This window comes from Antrihabitans spumae (genome assembly GCF_043944905.1).
Classification (GTDB): domain Bacteria; phylum Actinomycetota; class Actinomycetes; order Mycobacteriales; family Mycobacteriaceae; genus Antrihabitans; species Antrihabitans spumae.
Genome location: NZ_JBIMSN010000042.1, coordinates 16,564 through 39,146 on the forward strand (window position 1 = coordinate 16,564; position 22,583 = coordinate 39,146).

A 22,583-nucleotide genomic window follows, 5' to 3' on the forward strand; every position below is an offset into this window, starting at 1 on the left:
ACCGTCGAATGAATGTTCGACGCCGTTGATCCGGCGAATGCCCGTGGGAAGCGGGTTTCGCCGGATCGACGGGCGAACGGTTCTTAATCGTCCGGCCGATAGCGAGGAGGTCATTGACATGGCTGGTCAGATTGCTCGGACCAAGCTAACTCACGGTCCCGGGAACACGCGAGGTCCGCGGGTCCTGCTGGAGCGTGCTGATCGCCTGTTGATGGACGCAGTCGGCGAAGACGATCCGAGAGAGCGCTTCCAGGTTGCCTATCTCGCTGCGCTTCGCGGTGCTGCTGCGCTGCTCGCCGGCAGCGCGCCGGCCAAGCCGACCCGCGAGCGGTCGCGCAGCGCCTGGGTCCTGATGGCTCGTGCAGCCCCGGAGTTCGTGATGTGGGCCGATTACTTTGCCGATCACTCCGCGACGAGGGCTGCGTTGGAAGCAGGTCTCTCGCGTGAGGTCACAGTTGCCGAGGCGGACGACTTCTACACCCGCGTCGGCGCCTTTTTGCACGACGTCGAGGACGCGGTCGGCGACGGAGGACGGCTACGCCCGGCACCGGACTGGGACACCGAAGTTTCTGCTTGATCAGATTCTTGGGATGTTTCGGGGTCGTGACGAGCCGATGAAGGCCGCTCGACGTGCTGATAACGGGTTTGCGCCGGCTTCGGAGAGGGTGTCCGAATTGGATACCTGCCGGTCTGGTGCGTCAATTCTTGACATGTCGTTTGCCGAGTAGGTGGTCCCACGTAGATTCACCTCGTATCATGGTGAACAGGTAGCCGCGAAAGTCGGCTATTCGTCGTCTTTGCACACAGACGTCGACAGTTTCTAGTGCCGGGGGAGGTACCGTGCCACTCTCCGAGCACGAGCAGCGCATGCTCGATCAGATCGAGAGCGCGCTCTATGCTGAGGATCCCAAGTTTGCGTCGACCGTGAAAGCTGGTCGGATGCGAGCGGCGACAAGTCGCCGTCGTCTGCAAGCAATCGCTCTGTTCGCCCTAGGTCTCGTACTACTCGTCACTGGCGTAGCTCTGCCGATTTTGCGGCCGGGCAACTTCCCGATCATCAGCCTGGTTGGTTTCCTGGTGATGTTCGGAGCAGGAGTGTTGCTTCTGCTCGGTGGATCGGGCAAGGCCCAACCGAACGGCGGTTCCGATACGTCTACCGGCACCGGGGGAGGCGGATCCAAACCCTCCGGTCCTGGCAAGGCGCGAGGGTCTCGCAAATCCGGTGGCTTCGCGTCCCGGATGGAAGACCGTTTCCGCCGCAGATTCGAACAAGAGTAGGAATCGGACCTTCGGGTCCACCTCTCTGCCATAGCAACGCATAACGGCGTCGTACCGAAAGGTGCGGCGCCTTTTGTGCGTCGGGTTCACGTCAGCTGCACGGTGGCGTCAGGGGTCCTTCGACCCCGGCCAGCGGAGGGAGAGGACCCCTCACGCCGTCGGCCGGCGGAAATTGCGGAGCGGATGTGGCATCGGTCCCGCATAGGGGCACCAATGTGCCATTCGCTCCGCGGTGGCGGTGGCGGTGGCGGTGGCGGTGGTCGTGGCGGTGGCGGCGGCCGGTGCCGGTGGCGTCAGGGGTCCTTCGACCCTGGCCGACGGCGTGAGGGGCACCCTCGCCCCGTCCGCGGCACCGATTTCACGGCCTGCCCCCACTTTGCCCCACCCGCTCCTCCACTTCGCCCCACCGGGCGCATCGAGCACCACTAATCCCACCCGAACGCTGTTTTCGGCCGCCTCGGGCCCGATATCTGCCTGTCCCACGGCTCCATGTGACGCGCTGACACCAACGAGCAAATTCCGAAGTTACCTGGGCTTATGCCGACTGAACTGCATGTTTGTGGCCGCGCCCAAGAAGAAACTCTCTAGTGGTCATTGAATGTGGGGGAAAGTGGGGTAATGTGGTGCTCAGCGGAGAGCCGTGGTGATCCAGTGGGAGGTGTCGAGTGTTTCTCGGTACCTACACGCCAAAGCTCGACGACAAGGGGCGGCTTACGTTGCCCGCAAAGTTCCGTGACGAGTTGGCAGGAGGGTTGATGGTGACAAAAGGGCAAGATCACAGCCTCGCCGTCTACCCGCGCGACAAGTTCATGGAACTCGCAAAGCGAGCCTCGGCAGCACCTCGTAGCGATCCGGATGCTCGCGCGTTCGTTCGCAACCTGGCATCGGGAACAGATGAGCAGCATCCCGACGCGCAAGGTCGGATCACGTTGTCGTCTGCTCACCGGACCTACGCAGGCCTGACGAAGGACTGTGTTGTCTCGGGTTCGTTCGACTTCCTCGAGATCTGGGACAAAGCAGCGTGGGAGGAATACACCGCGCGCAGCGAAGAGAACTACTCGCAAGGAATCCACGAGTCGCTCGGCGGGATCCTGTAGCCCGCCTACGACCCGAAGGCGAGTGCCGCGAGGCCTCTGCCCGACCGGGACCCTGACGCACTTCCCCAGCGCCAGGTTCCCCAATCGGACAGGGACCCCGAAGCATTCGCCCCCCAACGTAGCGGCCGACAGTCAGCGTGCACGACCCGGAGGACAAGGTGGACCGCGACGTGGAGGGGGACGAGAATGCGGGTAGCCCGACCGAATCCGACACAGCCGGCGATGCATCCCGCAACACGCGGCACATCCCGGTACTCCTGCACCGCGCGGACGACCTTCTCGGACCGGCGTTGCGCGTCGACGGTATAGATGTCGACGGAGCCGTTCTGATCGACGCCACCCTCGGCCTCGGCGGACATTCGGAACATTTTCTCCGTAGCTATCCCAAACTGCGCCTCGTCGGGCTCGATCGCGATCCAGCAGCGCTCGACTTGGCTGCCGCTCGACTGGCTCCCTTTCGGGATCGAATCACGTTGGTGCACAGCACCTATGACGGTATCGTCGACGCTTTGGACCAGGCGGGTCTCCCGCCGACCGAGTCGGTCAGTGCGATTCTCTTCGATCTCGGTGTCTCGTCGATGCAACTCGACGAGGCCGACCGTGGCTTCGCGTACTCGATAGACGCTCCGCTCGACATGCGGATGGACCCGACGACCGGACAAACTGCCGCCGACATCCTCAACACCTACGGTCACGGCGACCTGGCACGGGTACTCAAGACCTACGGCGAGGAACGTTTCGCAGGCCGCATCGCCTCGGAGGTGCTGCGCCGCCGCAAGGAGACGCCGTTCACCACGAGTGCGGCGCTCGTCGAACTGCTATACGACGCGATTCCAGCCGCGACCCGTCGCACGGGTGGTCACCCTGCCAAGCGCACTTTTCAAGCTCTGCGCGTCGAGGTGAACGGCGAACTCGATTCGTTGCAGGCAGCGATACCCGCAGCCCTCGATTCGCTGAGGGTCGGCGGTCGAGTCGTTTTCATGTCCTACCAATCACTGGAGGACCGCGTGGTCAAACAGGCCCTTGCGCCACGGGTCGTCTCACGAACACCCGCCGGTCTGCCGGTCGAACTGCCAGGTATGGGACCCGAATTCGCACTGCTGACCCGCGGCGCGGAACGGGCAACCGAACAAGAAATAGACGAAAACCCGAGATCGGCTCCGGTGCGCATGCGTGCTGCGGAACGGATTGCCAGGAGGTCGGCGGCATGAGCGTTGGAACTGCAGCTAGAGGGACCGATTCTCGAAAAGCGAAGTCTCGAAGCACGAAGTCGCGGGACGAGGCAACAGGCGTGGATCGCAAAGGTCTTGCGAAGCAGGACAAGTCGGGCTCCGGCGTGCTGGCGAAGCGCGGCGGCGGCAAGAAGGCCGACGCTTCGGGCGGTCGGTCGAGTGCTGCCTCCCGCGCATACGAACGCCGCCAGCAGCGCGCCGTCGCCGTACTCGGTGACGACGTGGCAACCGGCGTGCTCCCCAAGCGATCGAACGCGTTCGCGGCGCGAATTCCGTTCGTGGCGACCATTATCGGCATGCTGTCCGTCGGTCTGATGATGACGCTCCTGCTGACGACACGGGCGGCCGAAGACAGCTATCAGCTCAGTGCCGCACGTGAAGCGAACCAGAAGCTCGCGCAGGAACGTGACGCGTTGCAGAAGGAAGTGCAGAGCAACGACTCGCCACCCGAGCTCGCTGCAAAGGCGCGCGACCTCGGCATGATTCCCGCGAAGGACCCGGCGAAACTTGTTGTCGCACCGGACGGCGGCGTCCTCGTAGTCGGAACGCCTGCACCCGCTCAGGGTGCGCCCGCTCCGCTGCTCAACGCCCCGGCACCGGGTGCGACGCAGGTGCGTCCCGGCGTACCGACCGTGCCCAACCGCACGCCTGTCGCGACGGCACCTCCCGCGTCGACACCGCCCGCAGCAACTCCACCTGGCACGGCACCCCCGGTACGCGCCACGCCGCAGACTCCGAATAGTCCTCAGGTACAAGCCCAGGGTGAACAATTGGTACCCATGACGATCACTCCGCAGCCCGCCGATGCGGGGCCGCGGTGAGTCGCCCGCCGCATCGCTCGCCACGCTCGGCCGGCGACCGTAGGGCGACCGACCCCCGTCGAACCGCCGACCGTCGTGCCAACCTCGGCAGGGTGACCGCAGCGCGCCCGGTGTCCACGAACAGACAGGCAGGCAACCGGTCCAAGAAGCAGTCGGCCATGCGCTATCGATTCGGGGTCGGCCGCACAGTTATGTTCTTGGCCTTGGGAATTGCGGCTGTGCAACTGTTGTGGGTGCAGGGCTTCTCGGCGGCGGAGTTGTCGGCTCAGGCGGCCGACCAGCGGACCACCACACTCGTCGATCCGGCGACGCGCGGAGCGATCACCGACCGCAACGGCAAGCCGATCGCATTCACGATGCAGGCAAAAGCGTTGACGTTTCAGCCAACTCGGGTCCGCGACGAGCTGACCAAGGCTCACGAGAAGGATCCGACCGCGCCGCAGGTCGACGATCGCCTGAAGGCGATCGCAAAGTTGGTGCACGACAAGCTCGGTTTGGTCGAAAAGGACGTGCTTGCGAGTCTGAAGAGTTCCGAGTCGTTCGTGTATTTGGCGCGTGGCGTCGATCCCGCTGTGGCAACGGAGATTTCGGAGAAGTTTCCTGAGGTCGGCTTGGAGCGTCAGGACATCCGTGAGTACCCGGGCGGGTCGCTCGCCGCGAACATCGTCGGCGCGACGGGGTGGGACGGGCACGGTCTGCTCGGTTTGGAATCCTCGCTCGACTCCTCGCTGGCAGGCACCAACGGTTCCGAAACTTACGACCGTGGCTCCGACGGCGCTGTGATTCCCGGCAGTTGGCGGGACAAACAACCGGCGGTCAACGGTTCGGGTGTCGAGCTGACGATCGACGCCGACCTGCAGTACTACGTGCAACAGCAGGTCCAGCAGGCGAAGGACCTCTCCGGTGCGCAGAACGCGTCGGCGGTCGTGCTCGACTCCGTTACCGGCGAAGTGCTTGCGATGTCGAACGACGCGACCTTCGATCCGTCCAAAGGCGTCGGCAACAACAAGAACGCCGAGATGGGCAACCTGTCGGTGACGTCACCGTTCGAGCCGGGCTCGGTCAACAAGATCGTCACCGCTGCGGCGGCAATCGAGTACGGCGTCACCAATCCTGATGAGGTGCTTCAGGTTCCGGGCAGCATCAGGATGTCGGGCACTACCGTGAGCGACGCGTGGGAGCACGGCGTCGAGCCGTATACGACGACCGGAATCTTCGGTAAGTCGTCCAACGTCGGAACGCTGATGCTTGCGCAACGTGTCGGTGAGACTCGGTTTGCGGACATGTTGACGAAGTTCGGGCTCGGCCAGCGCACCGATGTCGGATTGCCTGGCGAGAGTGCGGGCTATGTGCCGAGCCGCGAACAGTGGTCCGGTTCGACATTCGCGAACTTGCCTATCGGGCAGGGTCTTTCGATGACATTGCTGCAGATGACCGCGATGTTCCAGGCGGTCGCGAACGACGGCGTGCGAGTCCCGCCACGCATCGTGCGCGCGAAGGTCGACTCCGACGGCGACCGCACCGAGGAGCAGGCACCCGAAGGAATTCGGGTAGTCAGCGAGCAGACGGCTGCCACGCTGCGCAACATGTTCCGGGCGGTCACCCAGCGCGACCCGATGGGGGTCCAGCAGGGGACAGGCGCATCAGCGGGGATCGAGGGCTATCAGGTCGCGGGCAAGACCGGGACCGCGCAGAAGGTCGATCCGAAGTGCAAGTGTTACTCCCAGTCCGAGTACTGGATCACCTTCGCGGGTCTGGCACCAGCAGACAATCCGCGTTATGTGGTCGGGATCATGCTCGACGCCCCGGTGCGTGGTGTCGACGGTGGCGGTGGCCAGTCCGCGGCACCGCTGTTCCACAACATTGCGTCGTGGCTGCTGCAGCGTGACAGCGTGCCGTTGTCTCCGGATCCAGGCCAGCCGCTCGTGCTGCAAGCCAGCTGAGCTGTGTCGACGCCTCCGATCGACCTGTCGCGACCCTGTGGCGTGACGATGGCAACAGTCTCAATACGGCCAGGAATTCACGCGGGAACGTCACCGCCGGTAACCTGACCAGTCGACCAGTCGGGCGTGCCCGGCACACTTCGAGAGGAGCACGGTGCCCGCGCAATCACGCTCGCAACCTCCGCTCCGCCCCGTCGACCCTCCGTCGACGCCGATCGCACAGCTGATCAGCGCGATACCGCGGGTCACATTGCTCGACCCGGGTATGGACGCGAGCGTAGAGGTGACCGGCGTCGAGCTTCGCGCCCAGGCGATCGCAGCGGGCGACCTCTTCGCCGCGCTTCCCGGAGCCCACACACACGGTGCCGAGTTTGCTGCCGCCGCGCTCGCCGCGGGTGCTGTCGCGGTGTTGACCGACGACGCAGGTGCCGAGTTGCTGCGGGCGAACGCCGACATTTCGCGAGCTGTTCCGATAGTTGTCGCAGACCGACCGCGGAGCGTCCTCGGTGAGTTGTCGTCCACGATCTACGGACGGCCGTCTGAGCGGATGACGGTCATCGGGATCACTGGAACGTCCGGCAAGACGACGACCGCGTACCTCGTCGAAGCAGGTCTGCGTGCGGTCGGGCATCGGCCGGGGTTGATCGGAACGATCGAGACGCGTATCGACGGTCATCGGGTTCCGAGCGCGCTGACGACCCCGGAAGCACCACAACTGCATGCGATGTTCGCCGCGATGGTCGAGCAGGGCATCGACAGCGTCGTGATGGAGGTGTCGAGCCACGCACTGTCGCTCGGCCGCGTCGACGGCACTCGGTTCGACATCGGGTCGTTCACCAACCTGTCGCAGGACCATCTGGATTTCCACAAGGATTTCGAGGACTACTTCGCCGCGAAGGCTCGGCTGTTCGCCGAAGGCTCGGCAGTGCGTGCGCGCCACGCGGTTGTGTGTGTGGACGACGAGTGGGGTGCGCGAATGGCGCAGGTCGCCGGACCAGACGTCGTCACGGTGGCAAGCAAATCCGCCGAGGCCGATTGGTCTGCGCGCAACGAGGCCACGTCGGTCGGTGGGGGTCAGCATTTCGAGATCGTTGCTCCGGCGGTGGACGGCGTCTCGGCGACGATCCTGACAGAACTGCGGTTGCCCGGTCGCTACAACATCGCGAACGCCCTTCTTGCCGTTGCGACCTGTGCGGCCGCCGGCGCGAACCCCGAACTGGTTGCCCAGGCGTTGAGCACGGTCGATGTCCCGGGGCGCGTCGAACGCGTCGATCGTGGCCAGGAATTTCTCGCGGTCGTCGACTACGCGCACAAACCGGCCGCGCTGGAGGTCGTCATCTCGACGTTGCGGGCGCACAGCAACGGCCGCATAGCCGTGGTTGTCGGTGCCGGCGGTAACCGAGACGCGGGCAAACGGCCGCTGATGGGTGCCGTCGGTGCCCGGTGGTCCGACCTGCTTGTGATCACCGACGACAATCCCCGTGGCGAGGATCCCGCTGCCATCCGTGCGGCCGTCGAAGAGGGCGCGCTCGCGGTGCCCGAGACCCAGCGTGGTGAGGTCCGCGTCGTCGCCGATCGTGCGGCGGCGATTGCCGCTGCGGTCGAGTGGGCACAACCAGGCGATGTCGTGCTGATCGCGGGCAAAGGTCATGAAACAGGTCAGGAGATACAGGGCGTGAAGTATCCGTTCGACGACCGCGAGATTCTCGCGGCCGCAATCGACGATCGGACCCGACGGTGATCGCGCTGACGTTGGCCGAGATCGCAGAGATTGTCGGCGGCACACTGCACGACGTTCCGGATCCGACCGCACGGGTCACAGGAACAGTCGAATTCGACTCCAGGAAGATCGGCGAGGGCAGCCTGTTTCTTGCACTGCCCGGCGCGCGCGTCGACGGACACGACCATGCTGCCGCTGCTGTTGCCGCTGGAGCGGTCGCCGTGCTTGCGGCCCGCCCGGTCGGCGTGCCTGCGATCGTCGTCGCTCCGGAAGCGAAGACCGAGACGAACGCGATGGCGCTCGAGCACGACACCGACGGATCGGGCGCGGCAGTCTTGGCGGGGCTCGCGAAACTTGCTCGGGCCGTTGTGGATCGGCTGAGCGACGGCGGACTTACTGTCGTCGGGGTAACCGGATCGTCGGGGAAGACATCGACGAAGGACCTGCTGGCGGCGGTGCTTGCCCCGCTCGGACCTGTCGTCGCCCCGCCTGGGTCGTTCAACAACGAACTCGGCCACCCGTGGACCGCGCTACGCGCCGACGAATCCACCCGCTTTCTCGTTCTCGAACTCTCGGCGCGTGGCGTCGGTCATATCGCGACCTTGGCTGCGACGGCGCCGCCGCGGATCGGGGTCGTGCTGAACGTCGGTACCGCCCACCTCGGTGAGTTCGGTTCGCGCGAGGCCATAGCGTCGACCAAAGGCGAACTGGCGGAAGCACTTCCGTCGACCGGCGTTGCGATTCTCAACGCGGACGATCAGCTGGTGGCAGCTATGGCAGACCGCACCTCCGCACGGGTCGTGCTGGTCGGCAGGGACGCGCGAGCGACCGTCCGCGCCGAGAACATCGTCCTCGACGACGAGGCACGGGCATCGTTCGATCTCGTCGCGCCGGCGGGACGTATCCCGGTGACACTCGCCGTGCACGGCGAGCATCAGGTCGGCAACGCGCTGTCCGCCGCCGCGGTTGCGCTCGAATGCGGTGCCGACCTCCTGACGGTCGCGACAGCACTCGCCGGGGCGCACGCCGCGTCGGCACGCCGAATGGATGTGCAGACGAGGCCCGACGGACTCACCGTCATCAACGACTCCTACAACGCGAACCCAGATTCGATGCGCGCCGCGCTGAAGGCGCTGGTGTCGATGGCTCGTGCGGATCCCGCCAAGCCGCGGCGCAGTTGGGCCGTACTCGGTGAGATGGCCGAGCTCGGACCGGACACGGTCGTCGAACACGACGCGATCGGCCGACTTGCCGTCCGACTCGATGTGCACAGGCTCGTCGTGATCGGAACGTCACGACCCTCCCACGGCATGCACCAGGGTGCCGTGATGGAAGGGTCGTGGGGCAACGAGTCGATGCTGGTGCCCGACATCGCCGCCGCAATCGAACTTCTCGAAGCCGAAGTCGAAGCAGGTGACCTGGTGCTCGTCAAAGCATCTCAGTCGATCGGGTTGTGGGTGATCGCAGACCGGCTATTGTCCACGCTGCGACCGAGCATGGAGGCGACTTAATTGAGGCAGATCCTTTTCGCGTCAGGGATCGCGCTCGCGGTCTCGATTCTCCTGACGCCCGTGCTCATCAAGGCATTCTCGAAACAGGGCTTCGGGCAGGAGATCCGGGTCGAGGGACCTGCGAGTCACCAGAGCAAGCGCGGGACGCCGACGATGGGTGGCGTCGCCATCCTTGCCGCTCTGTGGGCGGGCTACCTGGGCGCCCATCTGATCGGTATCGGCTACAACGCGGACGGTCCGTCGGCGTCGGGTCTGCTCGTTCTCGGACTTGCGACGGCACTCGGTGGCGTCGGCTTTCTCGACGATCTGATCAAGATCCGCAAACAACGCAACCTCGGCTTGAACAAGACGGCGAAACTTGTCGGTCAGTTCATAGCAGCGATCACGTTCGGCATCCTCGCACTGCAGTTCCGTGGTGCGAGCGGTCTCACGCCGGGCAGCACACACCTGTCCTACGTCCGCGACATCACGACGGTCTCGATGGGCGCGATGGTGTTCATCCTGTGGTGCTACGCGATGATCAGCGCCTGGTCGAACGCCGTCAACCTCACCGACGGCCTCGACGGTCTGGCCGCCGGTTCGATGGGTCTCGTGCTCGGCGCGTACGTGATCATCACCTTCTGGCAGTACCGCAACGCGTGTGAGACGTCCCCGGATCAGGGCTGCTACAACGTCCGCGATCCGCTCGACCTCGCCCTGATCTGCGGTGCCGGTGCCGGTGCCTGCGTCGGCTTCCTCTGGTGGAATGCCGCGCCCGCAAAGATCTTCATGGGGGATACCGGCTCGCTCGCGCTCGGCGGCATGCTCGCAGGCCTGTCGATTACCTCGCGCACCGAACTGCTGATGGTTGTGATCGGCGCGCTCTTCGTCGCCGAGGCGGCGTCGGTCGTCATCCAGGTCGCGGTGTTCAGGTCGTCGCGAAGACGAGTCTTCCGAATGGCCCCGTTCCATCATCACTTCGAACTCGCGGGCTGGGCAGAAACCACGGTGATCATCAGGTTCTGGTTGCTCGCTGCGATAGCGTCGGCGATCGGTCTGTTCCTCTTCTACAGCCAGTACCTGTCGGCGGTCGGTGACTGAGGTGGTCCCGCTCGACTCTCTGCAGGGCAAGCGGGTTCTCGTCACCGGGTGGGGTGTCACCGGGCGCGCGCTAATCGAGCCGCTGCGTGAACTCGGCGCCCACATCACGGTGAGCGATGGCAGTCCGAGTGCTGCTGCCGAGGCACAGGCGCGACACGTCTCGTTCGCAACGGCCGACGAGCTGACGGAGGACGGTGGTCTCGACGGCGTGGAGCTCGTAGTGACCAGTCCCGGTTGGCGACCTGATTCGCCGGTTCTCTCCGCCGCTGCCGCGCGTGACATTCCGATCTGGGGCGACGTCGAATTCGCCTGGCGGGTCGATCAGGCGCAGCTCTACGGACCGACGACGCGTTGGCTCGTCGTGACGGGGACGAACGGCAAGACGACGACGACGTCGATGCTCGAATCGATCCTCACCGCAGCGGGGATACCGAACGCAGCGTGCGGAAACATCGGCCTGCCCGTGTTGGCGGCGTTGCGCAGCGAACCGCGTCCGGAAGTGCTTGCCGTCGAGCTGTCGTCGTTTCAGCTGTACTGGGCGCCGTCGGTGCATCCCCACGCCGGGGTCGTCCTCAACATCGCCGAAGATCACCTCGACTGGCACGGTGGCATGGCCGGTTACGTCGACGCGAAACGCCAGGCGCTGACCGGCAAGGTCGGCGTCATCGGGCTCGACGACGCAGTGGCCGCGGGGCTAGCGGCCGGTTCGCCCGCAGGCCGCACCGTCGGATTTCGGCTCGGTGAGCCGGAGCAGAACGAACTCGGCGTCTGGGGCGGTCACCTGCTCGACCGTGCCTTCGGTGACGACGAGGTGCTTGCGCCGATCGCCGAGATCACGCCTGCGGGACCGGCCGGTGTGATGGACGCGCTCGCGGCCGCGGCGCTTGCGCGGTCGATCGGCATCGAGCCGGGAGCGGTCCGCCGCGGGCTGCGCTCGTTCACCGTCGGACCACATCGTGCAGCGCGTGTGCGGGAGCTTTCCGAGGTCTCGTTCGTCGACGATTCGAAGGCAACGAACCCACATGCGGCTCGTTCGTCGATTTTGGCCCACCCGAGCGTCGTCTGGGTCGCGGGCGGTTTGTTGAAGGGCGCCCAGGTCGATGACCTCGTGCGCGAGGTCGCGGATCGGCTCGTCGGCGCGGTGCTGATCGGACGGGATGCGGCGCAGATCGCAGAGGCTTTGGCGCGACACGCGCCAGATGTGCCCGTGGTCGGGGTGCGTGCGCGAGACGATGCAGTAGTGACCGATGTGGCTGATGTGACCAGAACCGTGGATTCGACGGTCGATTCCGATGCCGTGATGGCCGAAGCGGTCCGGCAGGCAGCACGTTTGGCGCGACCCGGTGACACCGTTCTGCTCGCACCGGCCGCGGCGTCTCTCGACATGTTCGACAACTACGGACAACGTGGCGACAGTTTCGCCGCCGCGGTTCGAACGCTGCAATCCGACGACATCTCACGGTTGCCCCGATGAGCATCCGCGAATCGGCTCGCCCGAGTTCGCCGACCGCTGGTCGAAAGCCCGACAGGACGAGTACCGCCCGCGCGGACCGGCAGCCCCAACCGCGGACCCGTTTCGGCACGTGGTTGCAGCGACCGCTTGCGTCGTTCCACCTGATCGTGACGATCGCGACGCTGCTGACGGTGCTCGGTCTGGTGATGGTCCTTTCGGCGTCGAGCGTCGAGTCGTATGCAGGCGGCGGATCGGCCTACGCACTGTTCAACCAGCAGGCCATGTACGCGGTGCTCGGCGCGGTCCTCTTCTACATCGCGCTGCGAATGCCGATCAGGACGCTGCGGAAACTGTCGTTCCCGGCGTTCGTGATCTCGGTGATCATGCTTGTGCTCGTACTGATTCCGGGTATCGGTGTCGAGGTACAGGGCGCGCGCCGCTGGTTCATGATCGGCAGTATTTCGGTGCAGCCCTCCGAGATCGCCAAGGTCACCTTCGCGCTGTGGGGCGCCCATCTGCTCGCGTCGCGGCGGTCGGAGAACGCGAGCCTCAAGGACATCGTCATTCCGCTCGTGCCTGCAGGTTTGATCGTCTGTGGGCTGGTTGTGCTGCAGCCGAACCTCTCCACGACGATCGCGCTCGGCATCGTGCTCGCCGCCCTGCTGTGGTTCGGTGGGCTACCGGTCAGGGTCTTCGCCGCGATCATGGCGTCGGGTGCGGCCGCGGCAGTTGTCCTCGCACTCTCGGCCGGCTACCGCTCCGCGCGAGTCACCGGTTGGCTCGGCACGGACAACGATCCGCAGGGCACCGGCTATCAGGCGCGGCAGGCGCTGTACTCACTCGCCGACGGCGGCATCCTCGGTCGCGGCCTCGGCCAGAGCCGTGCCAAGTGGAGTTATCTACCGAACTCGCACAACGACTTCATCTTCGCGATCATCGGCGAAGAACTCGGCTTCATCGGGTGCGCGCTGGTGATCGGCCTCTTCGCCCTGTTCGTCTATACGGGCCTGCGTATCGCGATGCGGTCCGCTGATCCGTTCCTCCGTTTGCTGACCGCGGCAGCCACGTCGTGGATCACAGCCCAGGCAGTGATCAACATGGGCTACGTCGTCGGATTGCTGCCGGTAACCGGGCTGCAGTTGCCGCTGGTGTCGGCGGGTGGTTCGTCGCTGGCGATTACGCTGCTGATGTTCGGCATCATCGCGAACGCGGCTCGGCACGAACCCGAGGCCATCGCTGCACTGCATGCGGGACAGGAAGGGCGATTCGCGCGGTTGGTACGTTTACCCAAGCCCGAGGCGTATTCGCCGAGCAAGGCTGAGGCTGCGCGTGCCGAGGCAGCCCGTCGGGCTGCGGTCAAAGCCGCACGTAAGCGAGAGATGCGAAACGATATGCCGCGGCGAGGTCGCCCGGTGGAGGCGCGAGATCCTCGGCGGCAGCCGAGGCAGCGCAATGGAGAGCGAGGATTCGACAGGTGAGCTCGGACCCACTGGTTTCTCGAGACGGTCGACCGGACGGAACTGCCATTTCGGTGATCGTCGCGGGCGGGGGTACAGCTGGGCACATCGAGCCTGCGCTCGCCGTCGCGGACGCACTGCACCGGCTCGATCCGTCGATCAGGGTCACAGCACTCGGCACGTCGCGTGGGCTCGAAACAACCCTCGTGCCCGAGCGCGGCTATCCGCTCGAGCTGATTCCGCCGGTGCCCCTGCCACGTAAACCGACACTCGACCTTGCCAAATTGCCTGCGCGCGTTCGTGCTTCGGTCAAAGCAACCCGCGAGATCATCGACAGGCTCGACGCCGACGTCATCGTCGGCTTCGGCGGCTACGTGGCGCTGCCCGCCTATCTCGCGGGAGGCAAAGGTGTCGGTCGACGCCGCCGAGCTGTGCCGATCGTCGTGCACGAGGCGAATGCGAAGGCAGGCATCGCCAACAAGATCGGTGCCAGGCGCGCCGCACGTGTCCTCGCAGCCGTGCCGGATTCGGGCATCCACGCCCGCGGTCGCAGCGAAGCGGAATTGGTGGGTATCCCGGTTCGATCCTCGATAACCGGACTCGATCGTGAAGCCTTTCGAGCCGGTGCGCGGGCGCACTTCGGGCTCCCCGCCGAGGGGCCCGTTCTTTTGGTGTTCGGCGGTTCCCAGGGTGCACGTTCGCTGAACGAAGGTGTGTCCGGTGCCGCGAAAGCGCTCGTCGCCGCGGGTGTGTCGGTACTGCACGCGCACGGACCGAAGAACACCATCGAGTTGCCCGAACCGGACCCGAACTCCGGCTCCGACGCGCTCTACATCGCCGTTCCGTATCTGACGCGGATGGATCTCGCCTATGCGGCTGCCGATGCGGCGATCTGCAGGTCCGGCGCGATGACCGTTGCGGAGGTGTCCGCCGTGGGGCTACCGGCCGTCTACGTGCCGCTTCCACACGGAAACGGCGAACAAGAACTCAACGCGAAGCCCGTCGTCGCCCAGGGTGGTGGAAGGATTGTCGCCGACGCGGATTTCGATCCCGACTATGTGGTGAATCAGGTGATCCCGATGTTGCGTGACCGTGAGCGACTGCTGCAGATGGGCAGGGCTGCAGCCGACGCCGGGCACCGCGATGCCGCAATCGAAGTCGCGCGAATCGTTTTGGAGGAAGCAAGACGATGACGGATTCTCACGACCCGACGACACAGGATCCCTCGGTACTGCCCGAGGAACTCCAGCGTGTGCACATGGTCGGTATCGGCGGCGCAGGCATGTCCGGTATCGCCCGCATTCTCCTCGCTCGCGGCGGACTCGTATCGGGTTCCGATGCGAAGGAAAGCCGTGGGGTGCTCGCGTTGCGTGCGCGTGGCGCTGTTGTCCGGATCGGTCACGACGGGAGTGCGCTGGATCTGCTACCCGGCGGCCCGACCGTTGTGGTCACCACCCATGCCGCGATCCCGAAGGACAATCCGGAACTCGTCGAAGCCCGGGTGCGCGGTATCCCCGTGGTGCTGCGCCCGAAGGTGCTCGCCGCGCTGATGCAGGGTCATCGGACGCTGCTGGTTTCGGGGACACACGGCAAGACGTCGACGACCTCGATGCTCGTTGTTGCGTTGCAGCACTGCGGTTTCGATCCGTCGTTCGCGGTCGGCGGCGAACTCAACGAAGCGGGAACGAACGCTCATCACGGCACGGGTGACATCTTCGTCGCCGAGGCGGACGAGAGCGATGGTTCGCTGCTGCAGTACGACCCCAATGTCATCGTCGTCACCAACGTCGAGTCCGATCATCTCGATCATTTCGGTTCCACCGAGGCATACGTCCAGGTGTTCGACGATTTCGCGGCACGACTGGGCGACGGGGGAGTCCTCGTCGCCTGTCTCGACGATCCAGGTTCCGCGGCCTTGGCGGGGCGGGTCTCCGCACGCAAGCTGCCAGGTGTCCGGGTGATCGGCTACGGATCGGTCGGCGCGGCGCAGATCGACGGCGTCGAGGTCGGAGTCGAGTTGCACGGCTGGGAGCCGCGTGATGTCGGCGGAGTTGCGCAGTTCCTGCTTGCAGGCGAAACGAGCCCTCGGACGCTTCGACTTGCCGTGCCGGGTAAACACATGGCGCTCAACGCACTTGCTTCGTTGCTCGCGGCACGCGAGGCAGGCGCCGATATCGGCGAGATCCTCGAAGGGCTGGCCGGATTCGCCGGTGTGCACCGACGCTTCCAGTTCACGGGCCGCGAAGGTGGTGTGCGCGTATTCGACGATTACGCCCACCACCCGACCGAGGTCCGCGCGGTGCTCGGTGCGGCAGCGGAACTGGTTGCACAGGAGGCGAAGGACGGCGCACGCTCTCGGCGCGGCAACGTCATCGTGGTCTTCCAGCCTCATTTGTACAGTCGCACAGCAACTTTCGCCGAAGACTTTGCTGCCGCGCTCGACCTGGCCGACGAGGTCGTCGTGCTCGATGTCTACGGTGCGCGGGAAGAGCCGCTGCCAGGCGTCAACGGGGCGCTCGTCGCTCGCTCGGTGACGAAGCCGGTGCACTATCAGCCGGACATGTCTCGAGTCGGTCGTCAGGTTGCCGGGCTGAGCCAGCCAGGTGATGTCATCATCACGATGGGTGCCGGCGACGTGACGATGCTCGGAACGCAGATCCTCGATGGTCTCCGGTCCCGTCCGCAAAACGGGCGGCAGCGACGTTGAGTTCTTCGCCTACATCGTCTCGGAACTCGGCGCGGAATTCGACTCGCGGTTCGAATCGACGGACCGGTCGTCGACGAGACGAGGCAGCCGAACCGAGGTCGACGCGGCGGATCGGCAAGCCCGCGGTGTGGACGATCGTCGGCGTCGTTGTCGTCGCGGTTGCCGTTGTCGTCGGCGGCTGGTTCACGCCGATCATGTCGGTGCGCGAGACCTCGGTGCAGGGACTGCTGTCGATACCCGAAGAGCAGGTCCTTGCCGCTCTTGCGATCGACGACGGCAGACCGTTGCTACGGGTGGATACGAATGCCGCGGCCCGACGTGTCGCGCAGTTGCCGAAGGTGGCTTCGGTCCGCGTGCAGCGGGTGTATCCGTCGACCGTTCGGGTGACGGTCACCGAGCGTGCGCCGATCGTGTTCTTCGATTCCCCGCAGGGAACGCACCTGCTCGACGCGACCGGTGTCGACTATGCGATCGAGCCGCCGCCGCCTGGTGTGCCGAGGTTGAAGGTCGACAATCCAGGTGCAGGCGACCCGACGACCCAGGCGGTCCTCGCTGTTCTCGCTGCCACGCCGCCGCCGTTGCGACTGCAGGTCGGGGAAGTGGTGGCAACGTCGATCTCGGACATCACGCTCAACCTGCTCGACGGTCGGGTGATCGTGTGGGGGAGTCAAGACGATTCGCAGCGCAAATCCGACATCGCGCTGCCCTTGCTCACGCAGCCGGGTCGAATCTACGACGTGTCGAGTCCGGACCTGCCGACCGTTCGGTGACGCGAAACACGTTGCAGTAGGCCTGTTTCGCTCGGATGCGCGGCCCTGCTGTACCCGATGGGCGATGGCACAGGTGGCAGAAGTAAAAGAATCCGCGCCCGACACGGCGCGCCTGCGTGCGGATCGGTGTGCCGGTGCATAGCGTTTGCCCCTAATCGAGTACTTGACATAACGTTGAACCTGTGGTTGAGGTTTAGGGTTTACGGGCAACTCGGTTGAAGTAGGCCACGCCGACAGGCGAACACAATCTTTGCGATCGAAGGAAGGCGAGAGCCCATGACGCCCCCGCATAACTACCTCGCCGTAATCAAAGTCGTAGGCATCGGCGGCGGCGGCGTCAACGCCGTCAACCGCATGATCGAGCAGGGACTCAAGGGAGTTGAGTTCATTGCCGTCAACACTGACGCGCAAGCTCTGCTGATGAGCGACGCCGACGTCAAATTGGACGTCGGCCGTGAACTGACTCGAGGTCTCGGCGCAGGCGCCGATCCCGACGTCGGCCGTAAGGCCGCAGAAGACCACAAGGACGAGATCGAAGAGGTGCTCAAGGGCGCCGACATGGTCTTCGTCACCGCAGGCGAGGGTGGTGGCACCGGAACAGGTGGTGCTCCTGTTGTCGCGAGCATCGCACGCAAGCTCGGCGCACTCACCATCGGCGTCGTCACCCGCCCGTTCTCTTTCGAGGGCAAGCGGCGCGGCGGGCAGGCCGAACACGGCATCGCATCGCTGCGCGAATCGTGCGACACCCTGATCGTCATTCCGAACGACCGGCTCCTGCAGCTCGGTGACGCGGCCGTCAGTCTGATGGATGCGTTCCGTTCGGCAGACGAAGTGCTGCTCAACGGCGTGCAGGGCATCACCGACCTGATCACGACACCTGGCTTGATCAACGTCGACTTCGCCGACGTCAAGAGCGTGATGTCGGGTGCAGGCAGTGCCTTGATGGGTATCGGTTCGGCACGTGGTGACGGTCGCGCGGTGAAGGCTGCCGAATCGGCGATCAACTCCCCGCTGCTCGAAGCGTCCATGGAAGGCGCCCAAGGTGTGCTGCTCTCCATTGCCGGTGGTTCCGATCTCGGACTGTTCGAGATCAACGAGGCCGCATCCCTCGTGCAGGAAGCCGCGCACATCGAAGCCAACATCATCTTCGGAACGGTGATCGACGATTCGCTCGGCGACGAGGTACGGGTGACCGTCATCGCTGCCGGATTCGAATCGGGAGCACCGGCACGACGTCCGGTCGAAGCTGCACCCGCTGCTCGGACGCAGCCGATCGGGTCTGCTCGCGCAGGCGAGATCGGTCAATCGAACGGAAACGGCGCACACTACCGGGACCGCGAGCCGGCACGGTCGGTGAGCAACGGAGCACCCGCGCACTCTGCGCAACGGTCCGCTGCTGCCGTCGACGTCGAAGACGATGTCGACGTACCGGACTTCATGCGTCGCTGATCGAAAGTGTCCGGGAGATAAAGTCCGGAACACGGACGCAGTTTGACGGGCGGACACGCGGTGACACAGAGTTACGGTGTGACACAAGTCGTTCGGCGCACACGCAGGGTCGTCACGAGTCGTACGGGTGGGGTTTCGGCCCCACCGTACGACTCGTTCAATTTGGGGGACCATGTCGGTGACGACCCCACAGCAGTAGCCAGGAACCGGGAGCGGCTGGCCACGGAGATCGGGCTCGGGCCGGATCGGCTCGTCTGGATGGAACAGATCCACAGTCGCAACATCACTGTCGTCGACGGCCCCTCCGCCGAGCCGATTCCGGCGACGGATGCGCTCGTCACGACCGCGACCGATCTCGGATTGGTCGTTCTGACAGCGGATTGCGTGCCGATACTGCTCTCCGACGACGAGGCGGGTGTCATCGCGGCTGTGCACGCCGGTCGGGTCGGAGCCCGGATCGGTATCGTCCCGCGGGTTCTCGACGTCATGGTCGAACAGGGCGCACAACTGAGCAGAATCGGTGCGTTTTTCGGTCCGGCCGCGAGCGGTCGGCAATACGAAGTACCCGCCGCCATGGCTGCCGATGTCGAACGCCATCTCCCCGGCAGCCGGACCAAGACGGTGAGAGGTACACCGGGTCTCGACCTGCGTGCCGGAATCCGACGGCAGTTGCTCGACGCTGGTATCGCCGGCGTCGCGGAGGATCCGCGGTGCACGATCGAGGACCGCGCTCTGTTCAGTCATCGGCGCGAAGCACCCACCGGGAGAATCGCAGGCGTGATTTGGATGCAAACCAGCAGATGAGCCGCGAGACCGAACTCGCTTCGGCATTCGAGCGGCTCGAGAGCCGCGTCGCCGCCGCCTGCAGCAGTGGTGGTCGGCGCAGGGACGAGGTTGTGCTCCTACCGGTCACCAAATTCTTCCCCGTCTCGGATGTGGAGATTCTGTATCGGCTGGGCGCACGGGAATTCGGTGAGTCTCGCGAGCAGGAGGCGACGGCAAAAGTTGCAGCGCTTGCGAGTGCCACGGACGATCACGCAGTTCGTTGGCACATGATCGGGCGGTTGCAGCGCAACAAGGCGCGGGCAGTTGCAGGCTGGGCCTACGCAATCCATTCGGTCGACAACGCCAAACTGGTCCGCGCGTTGGACAAGGCATCCGGTGCCGCACTTGCCGCCGGTGAGCGTGCCGTCGCGCCAGGAGTGCTGTTGCAGGTCAGTCTCGACGACGATCCCGATCGCGGCGGTGTGAGCGCGGCGGACCTGATGGAGCTTGCCGATCAGGTGGCGAACGCGGAACACCTGGAGCTGACCGGTCTGATGGCGATACCTCCGGTCGGCGCGGAGCCGGGCCGTTCGTTCGCAACTCTGCAGGAGTTGCAATCTCGTGTGCTGCAAAGCCATCCCGGCGCCACGCAGCTATCTGCGGGCATGTCGGGTGATTTGGAAATTGCGATCGAACACGGATCGACCTGCGTGCGTGTCGGTACCGCGTTGTTAGGTACCCGGCCGATAAATTGAACCCCATCAGTAACACCTGAAACACATTTCGATCCCATGCGTATCACCTGAAATACCCCAAGGCCAGCCGTGCCAAGGAAGGTCGATCAATGAGCACCCTGCACAAGTTCAAGGCTTACTTCGGCATGGTTCCGCTCGAGGACTATGAAGACGACTATCTCGACGAGCCGGGTCCGGCGCGCCGACCCGCTCGGGTTCGGGAGTCCTACGACGTCGACTACGCCGACCCGGCACCGCGCTCCGGCTACGCACCAGCACGCCGCGACGACTACGACGATGTGCCCGCCGCCTACGAGCCCGCCCGGCGCGGCCCGCGGCTCGAGCCGCTTTCCGCTCGCGGCCCCGCTCCTATCTCTCGTGGCGCAACGCGCGGTGCGCTTGCAATCGACACCCAGATGGAAGCTCGCGTCGAACCGCGTCGCACGCCGTTGTTCGACGACGGCGGACCGCTGTCGAAGATCACGACGCTTCGGCCGCGTGACTACGGCGAGGCACGCACGATCGGCGAACGATTCCGCGATGGAACGCCGGTCATCATGGACCTCGTCGAGATGAGCAATGCCGATGCGAAGCGTCTTGTCGACTTCGCTGCCGGGCTCGCGTTCGCGCTGCGTGGTTCATTCGACAAAGTGGCAACCAAAGTGTTCCTGCTCTCACCCGCAGACATCGATGTGTCGGCAGAAGAGCGCAAGCGCATCGCCGAAACCGGCTTCTACAACCAGTCCTAGGTGTGACAACCGGGGGTCGATCGGGGGGATCGTGGTGGGAAACGTGTCGGGGGAGTGCTGTGCGGGGTCGGCCATTTTGATCGATGAGGGAAACTCAGGCAGAGTGTTGTCGTGGCCCTCAGTGTGATCTACTTCGCGCTCTTCATCTTCTGGTTGCTGCTGATCGGTCGCATCATCGTCGAATTCATTCGATCTTTTGCCCGTGACTGGCATCCGACCGGGATCGTGGTTGTGCTTCTCGAAGCAATCTTCACGGTCACCGATCCGCCCGTAAAACTTCTTCGGCGAGTGATCCCACCGATCAACCTCGGCGGGATCCGGCTCGACCTCTCGATAATGGTCTTGCTGTTCGTCGTCTTCATCCTCATGTCCATCGTCGAGAGGTCGGTCTGATGTCGAGTGAGCTCGGTCTGATGTCGATTGTGTCGAGACAGACGCAACCCGCGGGTCAGGTGTGACAGAATGGACGCCAGTTACAGTGTGATGGTTGATATCAAAGCGAAGTGCGCTATAACTGAATGCTTGCTAGACCGACAAATGACGCGTGAAGGGATCCTTCCATGCCGCTGACACCAGCTGATGTGCACAACGTTGCGTTCAGCAAGCCGCCCATCGGTAAGCGCGGATACAACGAAGACGAAGTCGATGCCTTCCTCGACCTGGTAGAGCAGGAGCTGTCCCGTCTCATCGAGGAGAACGCAGACCTGCGCCAGCGGGTTGGCGAACTCGATGCCGAGCTTTCCGATTCCAAGAAGGGCCGCGGCAACAAGTCCGCTCCGCCCGCACCCGCCGCACGGGTCGTCGAGACGGCGAAAGCCCCAGCTCCGGCACCCGCACCGGTACCTGCACCGATTGCATCCGCCGCGCCGGCAGCCCCGGCCACCGGCGATGCAAGCATGCAGGCCGCCAAGGTGCTCGGCCTCGCACAGGAAATGGCCGACCGCCTCACCAACGACGCGAAGACCGAGTCGGAGCAGTTGCTGGGTAATGCCCGGACCAACTCCGAGCGCCTGGTCACCGACGCACGGTCGCGTTCGGAGGCGATGATTTCCGATGCACGTCAGAAGTCGGAAGCCCTCCTCGCCGACGCGCAGACCCGGTCCGAGACCCAGCTGCGTCAGGCAAAGGAGAAAGCCGACGCGCTGCAGGCCGACGCCGAGCGCAAGCACACCGAGATCATGGCGACGATCAACCAGCAGCGCACGGTCCTCGAAGGCCGAATCGAGCAGTTGAAGACGTTCGAACGGGAATACCGGGTCCGCCTGAAGTCCTACCTCGAATCACAGCTCGAAGAGCTCGACAATCGTGGGTCGGCCATTCCGGTCGACGGTGGCGAGGCGTTCGGCCAGGACGGCACGTCGAGCAACCACAGCCAGGCGTCCTTCGCCAAGGGGAGCAAGTAGCCGCTTCGGTGGTCGCTGCTGCCGCTAGCTCTGCACGGGGTGTGGCGTGCTGGTTCTGACGCTTGTTCTCGCCGCCGTCGGATTCGGGTTGTTGATCGTTTCGTTGATGACCGGATCCGTCGTGTGGGCGTGGGGATGCATCGCCGCCTGCGTAGTCGGGGCACTGTTGCTCCTTGCGAGTGCGCTCACCACGCGTAGCAGCGCCGACGGGACCGTGTCGAGCGGAGCAGGGGCGGTCGATCTGACCAAACCTGCGCCCGACCGCCGAAAAAAGGGCAGGCATTCACAACCGCCGCTCGGTTAGTATCGTTTCATCACGCACTTGTTGTAGGCGTAGATCCGGCCATCACCGGGGAGTCTTCGGAAGAACGGCCGATTCCGGCTCAGTAGAACCGAACGGGTGAGCCCGACACA

22 protein-coding genes are annotated in these 22,583 nt (G+C 64.8%); 21 read left to right on the plus strand and 1 reads right to left on the minus strand.

The features are described 5' to 3' along the window. The first annotated feature begins 118 nt into the window (after window positions 1-118). Window positions 119-577 carry an SAV_6107 family HEPN domain-containing protein gene (locus ACHIRB_RS10025; protein WP_395116853.1) on the plus strand — a complete coding sequence of 153 codons (459 nt, stop codon included), beginning with the start codon at window positions 119-121 and terminating at the stop codon, window positions 575-577. A gap of 263 nt (window positions 578-840) precedes the next feature. Beyond that, complete coding sequence (locus ACHIRB_RS10030; RefSeq protein WP_395116851.1) at window positions 841-1,278, plus strand: DUF3040 domain-containing protein; 438 nt, start codon at window positions 841-843, stop codon at window positions 1,276-1,278. A 150-nt stretch (window positions 1,279-1,428) separates the two neighbouring features. Here ACHIRB_RS10030 and ACHIRB_RS10035 read toward each other — a convergent pair whose 3' ends face one another. Beyond that, window positions 1,429-1,761 carry a hypothetical protein gene (locus ACHIRB_RS10035; protein WP_395127683.1) on the minus strand — a complete coding sequence of 111 codons (333 nt, stop codon included), beginning with the start codon at window positions 1,759-1,761 and terminating at the stop codon, window positions 1,429-1,431. Between the two features lie 182 nt (window positions 1,762-1,943). Between ACHIRB_RS10035 and mraZ the strand changes: the two genes are divergently transcribed. From mraZ to ACHIRB_RS10130, 19 genes are all read left to right on the plus strand, one after another. Next, on the plus strand, window positions 1,944-2,375 hold the full coding sequence (gene mraZ / locus ACHIRB_RS10040; RefSeq protein WP_199706811.1) for a division/cell wall cluster transcriptional repressor MraZ: 432 nt from the start codon (window positions 1,944-1,946) through the stop codon (window positions 2,373-2,375). A 245-nt stretch (window positions 2,376-2,620) separates the two neighbouring features. Further along, complete coding sequence (rsmH, locus tag ACHIRB_RS10045; RefSeq protein WP_395123644.1) at window positions 2,621-3,586, plus strand: 16S rRNA (cytosine(1402)-N(4))-methyltransferase RsmH; 966 nt, start codon at window positions 2,621-2,623, stop codon at window positions 3,584-3,586. Further along, window positions 3,583-4,428, plus strand: a complete 846-nt coding sequence (gene ftsL, locus ACHIRB_RS10050; protein ID WP_395127684.1) for a cell division protein FtsL — start codon at window positions 3,583-3,585, stop codon at window positions 4,426-4,428. Before rsmH ends, ftsL begins: the two co-directional genes overlap by 4 nt. 158 nt (window positions 4,429-4,586) lie before the next feature. Next, window positions 4,587-6,371, plus strand: a complete 1,785-nt coding sequence (locus ACHIRB_RS10055) for a peptidoglycan D,D-transpeptidase FtsI family protein (protein WP_395123645.1) — start codon at window positions 4,587-4,589, stop codon at window positions 6,369-6,371. A 154-nt stretch (window positions 6,372-6,525) separates the two neighbouring features. Beyond that, window positions 6,526-8,112 (plus strand): UDP-N-acetylmuramoyl-L-alanyl-D-glutamate--2,6-diaminopimelate ligase, encoded by a 1,587-nt coding sequence (locus tag ACHIRB_RS10060; RefSeq protein ID WP_395116847.1) that lies wholly within the window; start codon window positions 6,526-6,528, stop codon window positions 8,110-8,112. Beyond that, window positions 8,109-9,602, plus strand: coding sequence for a UDP-N-acetylmuramoyl-tripeptide--D-alanyl-D-alanine ligase (locus ACHIRB_RS10065; RefSeq protein WP_395116845.1), 1,494 nt, complete (start codon window positions 8,109-8,111; stop codon window positions 9,600-9,602). The genes ACHIRB_RS10060 and ACHIRB_RS10065 overlap by 4 nt, the downstream gene beginning before the upstream one ends. Next, window positions 9,603-10,682, plus strand: coding sequence for a phospho-N-acetylmuramoyl-pentapeptide-transferase (mraY, locus tag ACHIRB_RS10070; protein WP_199706807.1), 1,080 nt, complete (start codon window positions 9,603-9,605; stop codon window positions 10,680-10,682). After that, entirely contained in the window at window positions 10,675-12,156 is a 1,482-nt protein-coding gene (murD, locus tag ACHIRB_RS10075; RefSeq protein ID WP_395116843.1) for a UDP-N-acetylmuramoyl-L-alanine--D-glutamate ligase, read from the plus strand. Before mraY ends, murD begins: the two co-directional genes overlap by 8 nt. Beyond that, a complete protein-coding gene (ftsW, locus tag ACHIRB_RS10080) occupies window positions 12,153-13,613 on the plus strand; it encodes a putative lipid II flippase FtsW (protein WP_395123534.1) in 1,461 nt (486 codons plus the stop codon). Before murD ends, ftsW begins: the two co-directional genes overlap by 4 nt. Continuing rightward, complete coding sequence (murG, locus tag ACHIRB_RS10085) at window positions 13,610-14,785, plus strand: undecaprenyldiphospho-muramoylpentapeptide beta-N-acetylglucosaminyltransferase (protein ID WP_395123535.1); 1,176 nt, start codon at window positions 13,610-13,612, stop codon at window positions 14,783-14,785. Before ftsW ends, murG begins: the two co-directional genes overlap by 4 nt. Beyond that, complete coding sequence (gene murC, locus ACHIRB_RS10090; RefSeq protein ID WP_395123536.1) at window positions 14,782-16,299, plus strand: UDP-N-acetylmuramate--L-alanine ligase; 1,518 nt, start codon at window positions 14,782-14,784, stop codon at window positions 16,297-16,299. The genes murG and murC overlap by 4 nt, the downstream gene beginning before the upstream one ends. A gap of 134 nt (window positions 16,300-16,433) precedes the next feature. Continuing rightward, entirely contained in the window at window positions 16,434-17,069 is a 636-nt protein-coding gene (locus ACHIRB_RS10095) for a cell division protein FtsQ/DivIB (protein WP_395123646.1), read from the plus strand. A gap of 276 nt (window positions 17,070-17,345) precedes the next feature. Further along, window positions 17,346-18,518 carry a cell division protein FtsZ gene (ftsZ, locus tag ACHIRB_RS10100; RefSeq protein ID WP_199706803.1) on the plus strand — a complete coding sequence of 391 codons (1,173 nt, stop codon included), beginning with the start codon at window positions 17,346-17,348 and terminating at the stop codon, window positions 18,516-18,518. Window positions 18,519-18,596: 78 nt separating this feature from the next. Continuing rightward, complete coding sequence (pgeF, locus tag ACHIRB_RS10105) at window positions 18,597-19,322, plus strand: peptidoglycan editing factor PgeF (RefSeq protein ID WP_395116835.1); 726 nt, start codon at window positions 18,597-18,599, stop codon at window positions 19,320-19,322. Continuing rightward, window positions 19,319-20,038: a YggS family pyridoxal phosphate-dependent enzyme gene (locus ACHIRB_RS10110; RefSeq protein ID WP_395123537.1), complete on the plus strand. Its 720-nt coding sequence runs from the start codon at window positions 19,319-19,321 to the stop codon at window positions 20,036-20,038. Before pgeF ends, ACHIRB_RS10110 begins: the two co-directional genes overlap by 4 nt. A gap of 89 nt (window positions 20,039-20,127) precedes the next feature. Further along, entirely contained in the window at window positions 20,128-20,766 is a 639-nt protein-coding gene (locus ACHIRB_RS10115; protein WP_395116831.1) for a cell division protein SepF, read from the plus strand. A 111-nt stretch (window positions 20,767-20,877) separates the two neighbouring features. Further along, window positions 20,878-21,159: a YggT family protein gene (locus ACHIRB_RS10120; protein ID WP_395116829.1), complete on the plus strand. Its 282-nt coding sequence runs from the start codon at window positions 20,878-20,880 to the stop codon at window positions 21,157-21,159. Between the two features lie 167 nt (window positions 21,160-21,326). After that, window positions 21,327-22,169: a DivIVA-like cell division protein Wag31 gene (gene wag31, locus ACHIRB_RS10125; RefSeq protein ID WP_199706798.1), complete on the plus strand. Its 843-nt coding sequence runs from the start codon at window positions 21,327-21,329 to the stop codon at window positions 22,167-22,169. A gap of 46 nt (window positions 22,170-22,215) precedes the next feature. Then, entirely contained in the window at window positions 22,216-22,473 is a 258-nt protein-coding gene (locus ACHIRB_RS10130; RefSeq protein ID WP_395123538.1) for a hypothetical protein, read from the plus strand. Window positions 22,474-22,583: the final 110 nt, after the last annotated feature.

Coding starts and splice junctions, on each gene's coding strand:
- ACHIRB_RS10025 (WP_395116853.1), top strand. CDS start 119: ATGGCTGGTCAGATTGCTCGGACCAAGCTAACTCACGGTCCCGGGAAC.
- ftsL (WP_395127684.1), top strand. CDS start 3,583: ATGAGCGTTGGAACTGCAGCTAGAGGGACCGATTCTCGAAAAGCGAAG.
- ACHIRB_RS10055 (WP_395123645.1), top strand. CDS start 4,587: ATGCGCTATCGATTCGGGGTCGGCCGCACAGTTATGTTCTTGGCCTTG.
- ftsW (WP_395123534.1), top strand. CDS start 12,153: ATGAGCATCCGCGAATCGGCTCGCCCGAGTTCGCCGACCGCTGGTCGA.
- murC (WP_395123536.1), top strand. CDS start 14,782: ATGACGGATTCTCACGACCCGACGACACAGGATCCCTCGGTACTGCCC.
- ftsZ (WP_199706803.1), top strand. CDS start 17,346: ATGACGCCCCCGCATAACTACCTCGCCGTAATCAAAGTCGTAGGCATC.
- ACHIRB_RS10110 (WP_395123537.1), top strand. CDS start 19,319: ATGAGCCGCGAGACCGAACTCGCTTCGGCATTCGAGCGGCTCGAGAGC.
- ACHIRB_RS10115 (WP_395116831.1), top strand. CDS start 20,128: ATGAGCACCCTGCACAAGTTCAAGGCTTACTTCGGCATGGTTCCGCTC.
- wag31 (WP_199706798.1), top strand. CDS start 21,327: ATGCCGCTGACACCAGCTGATGTGCACAACGTTGCGTTCAGCAAGCCG.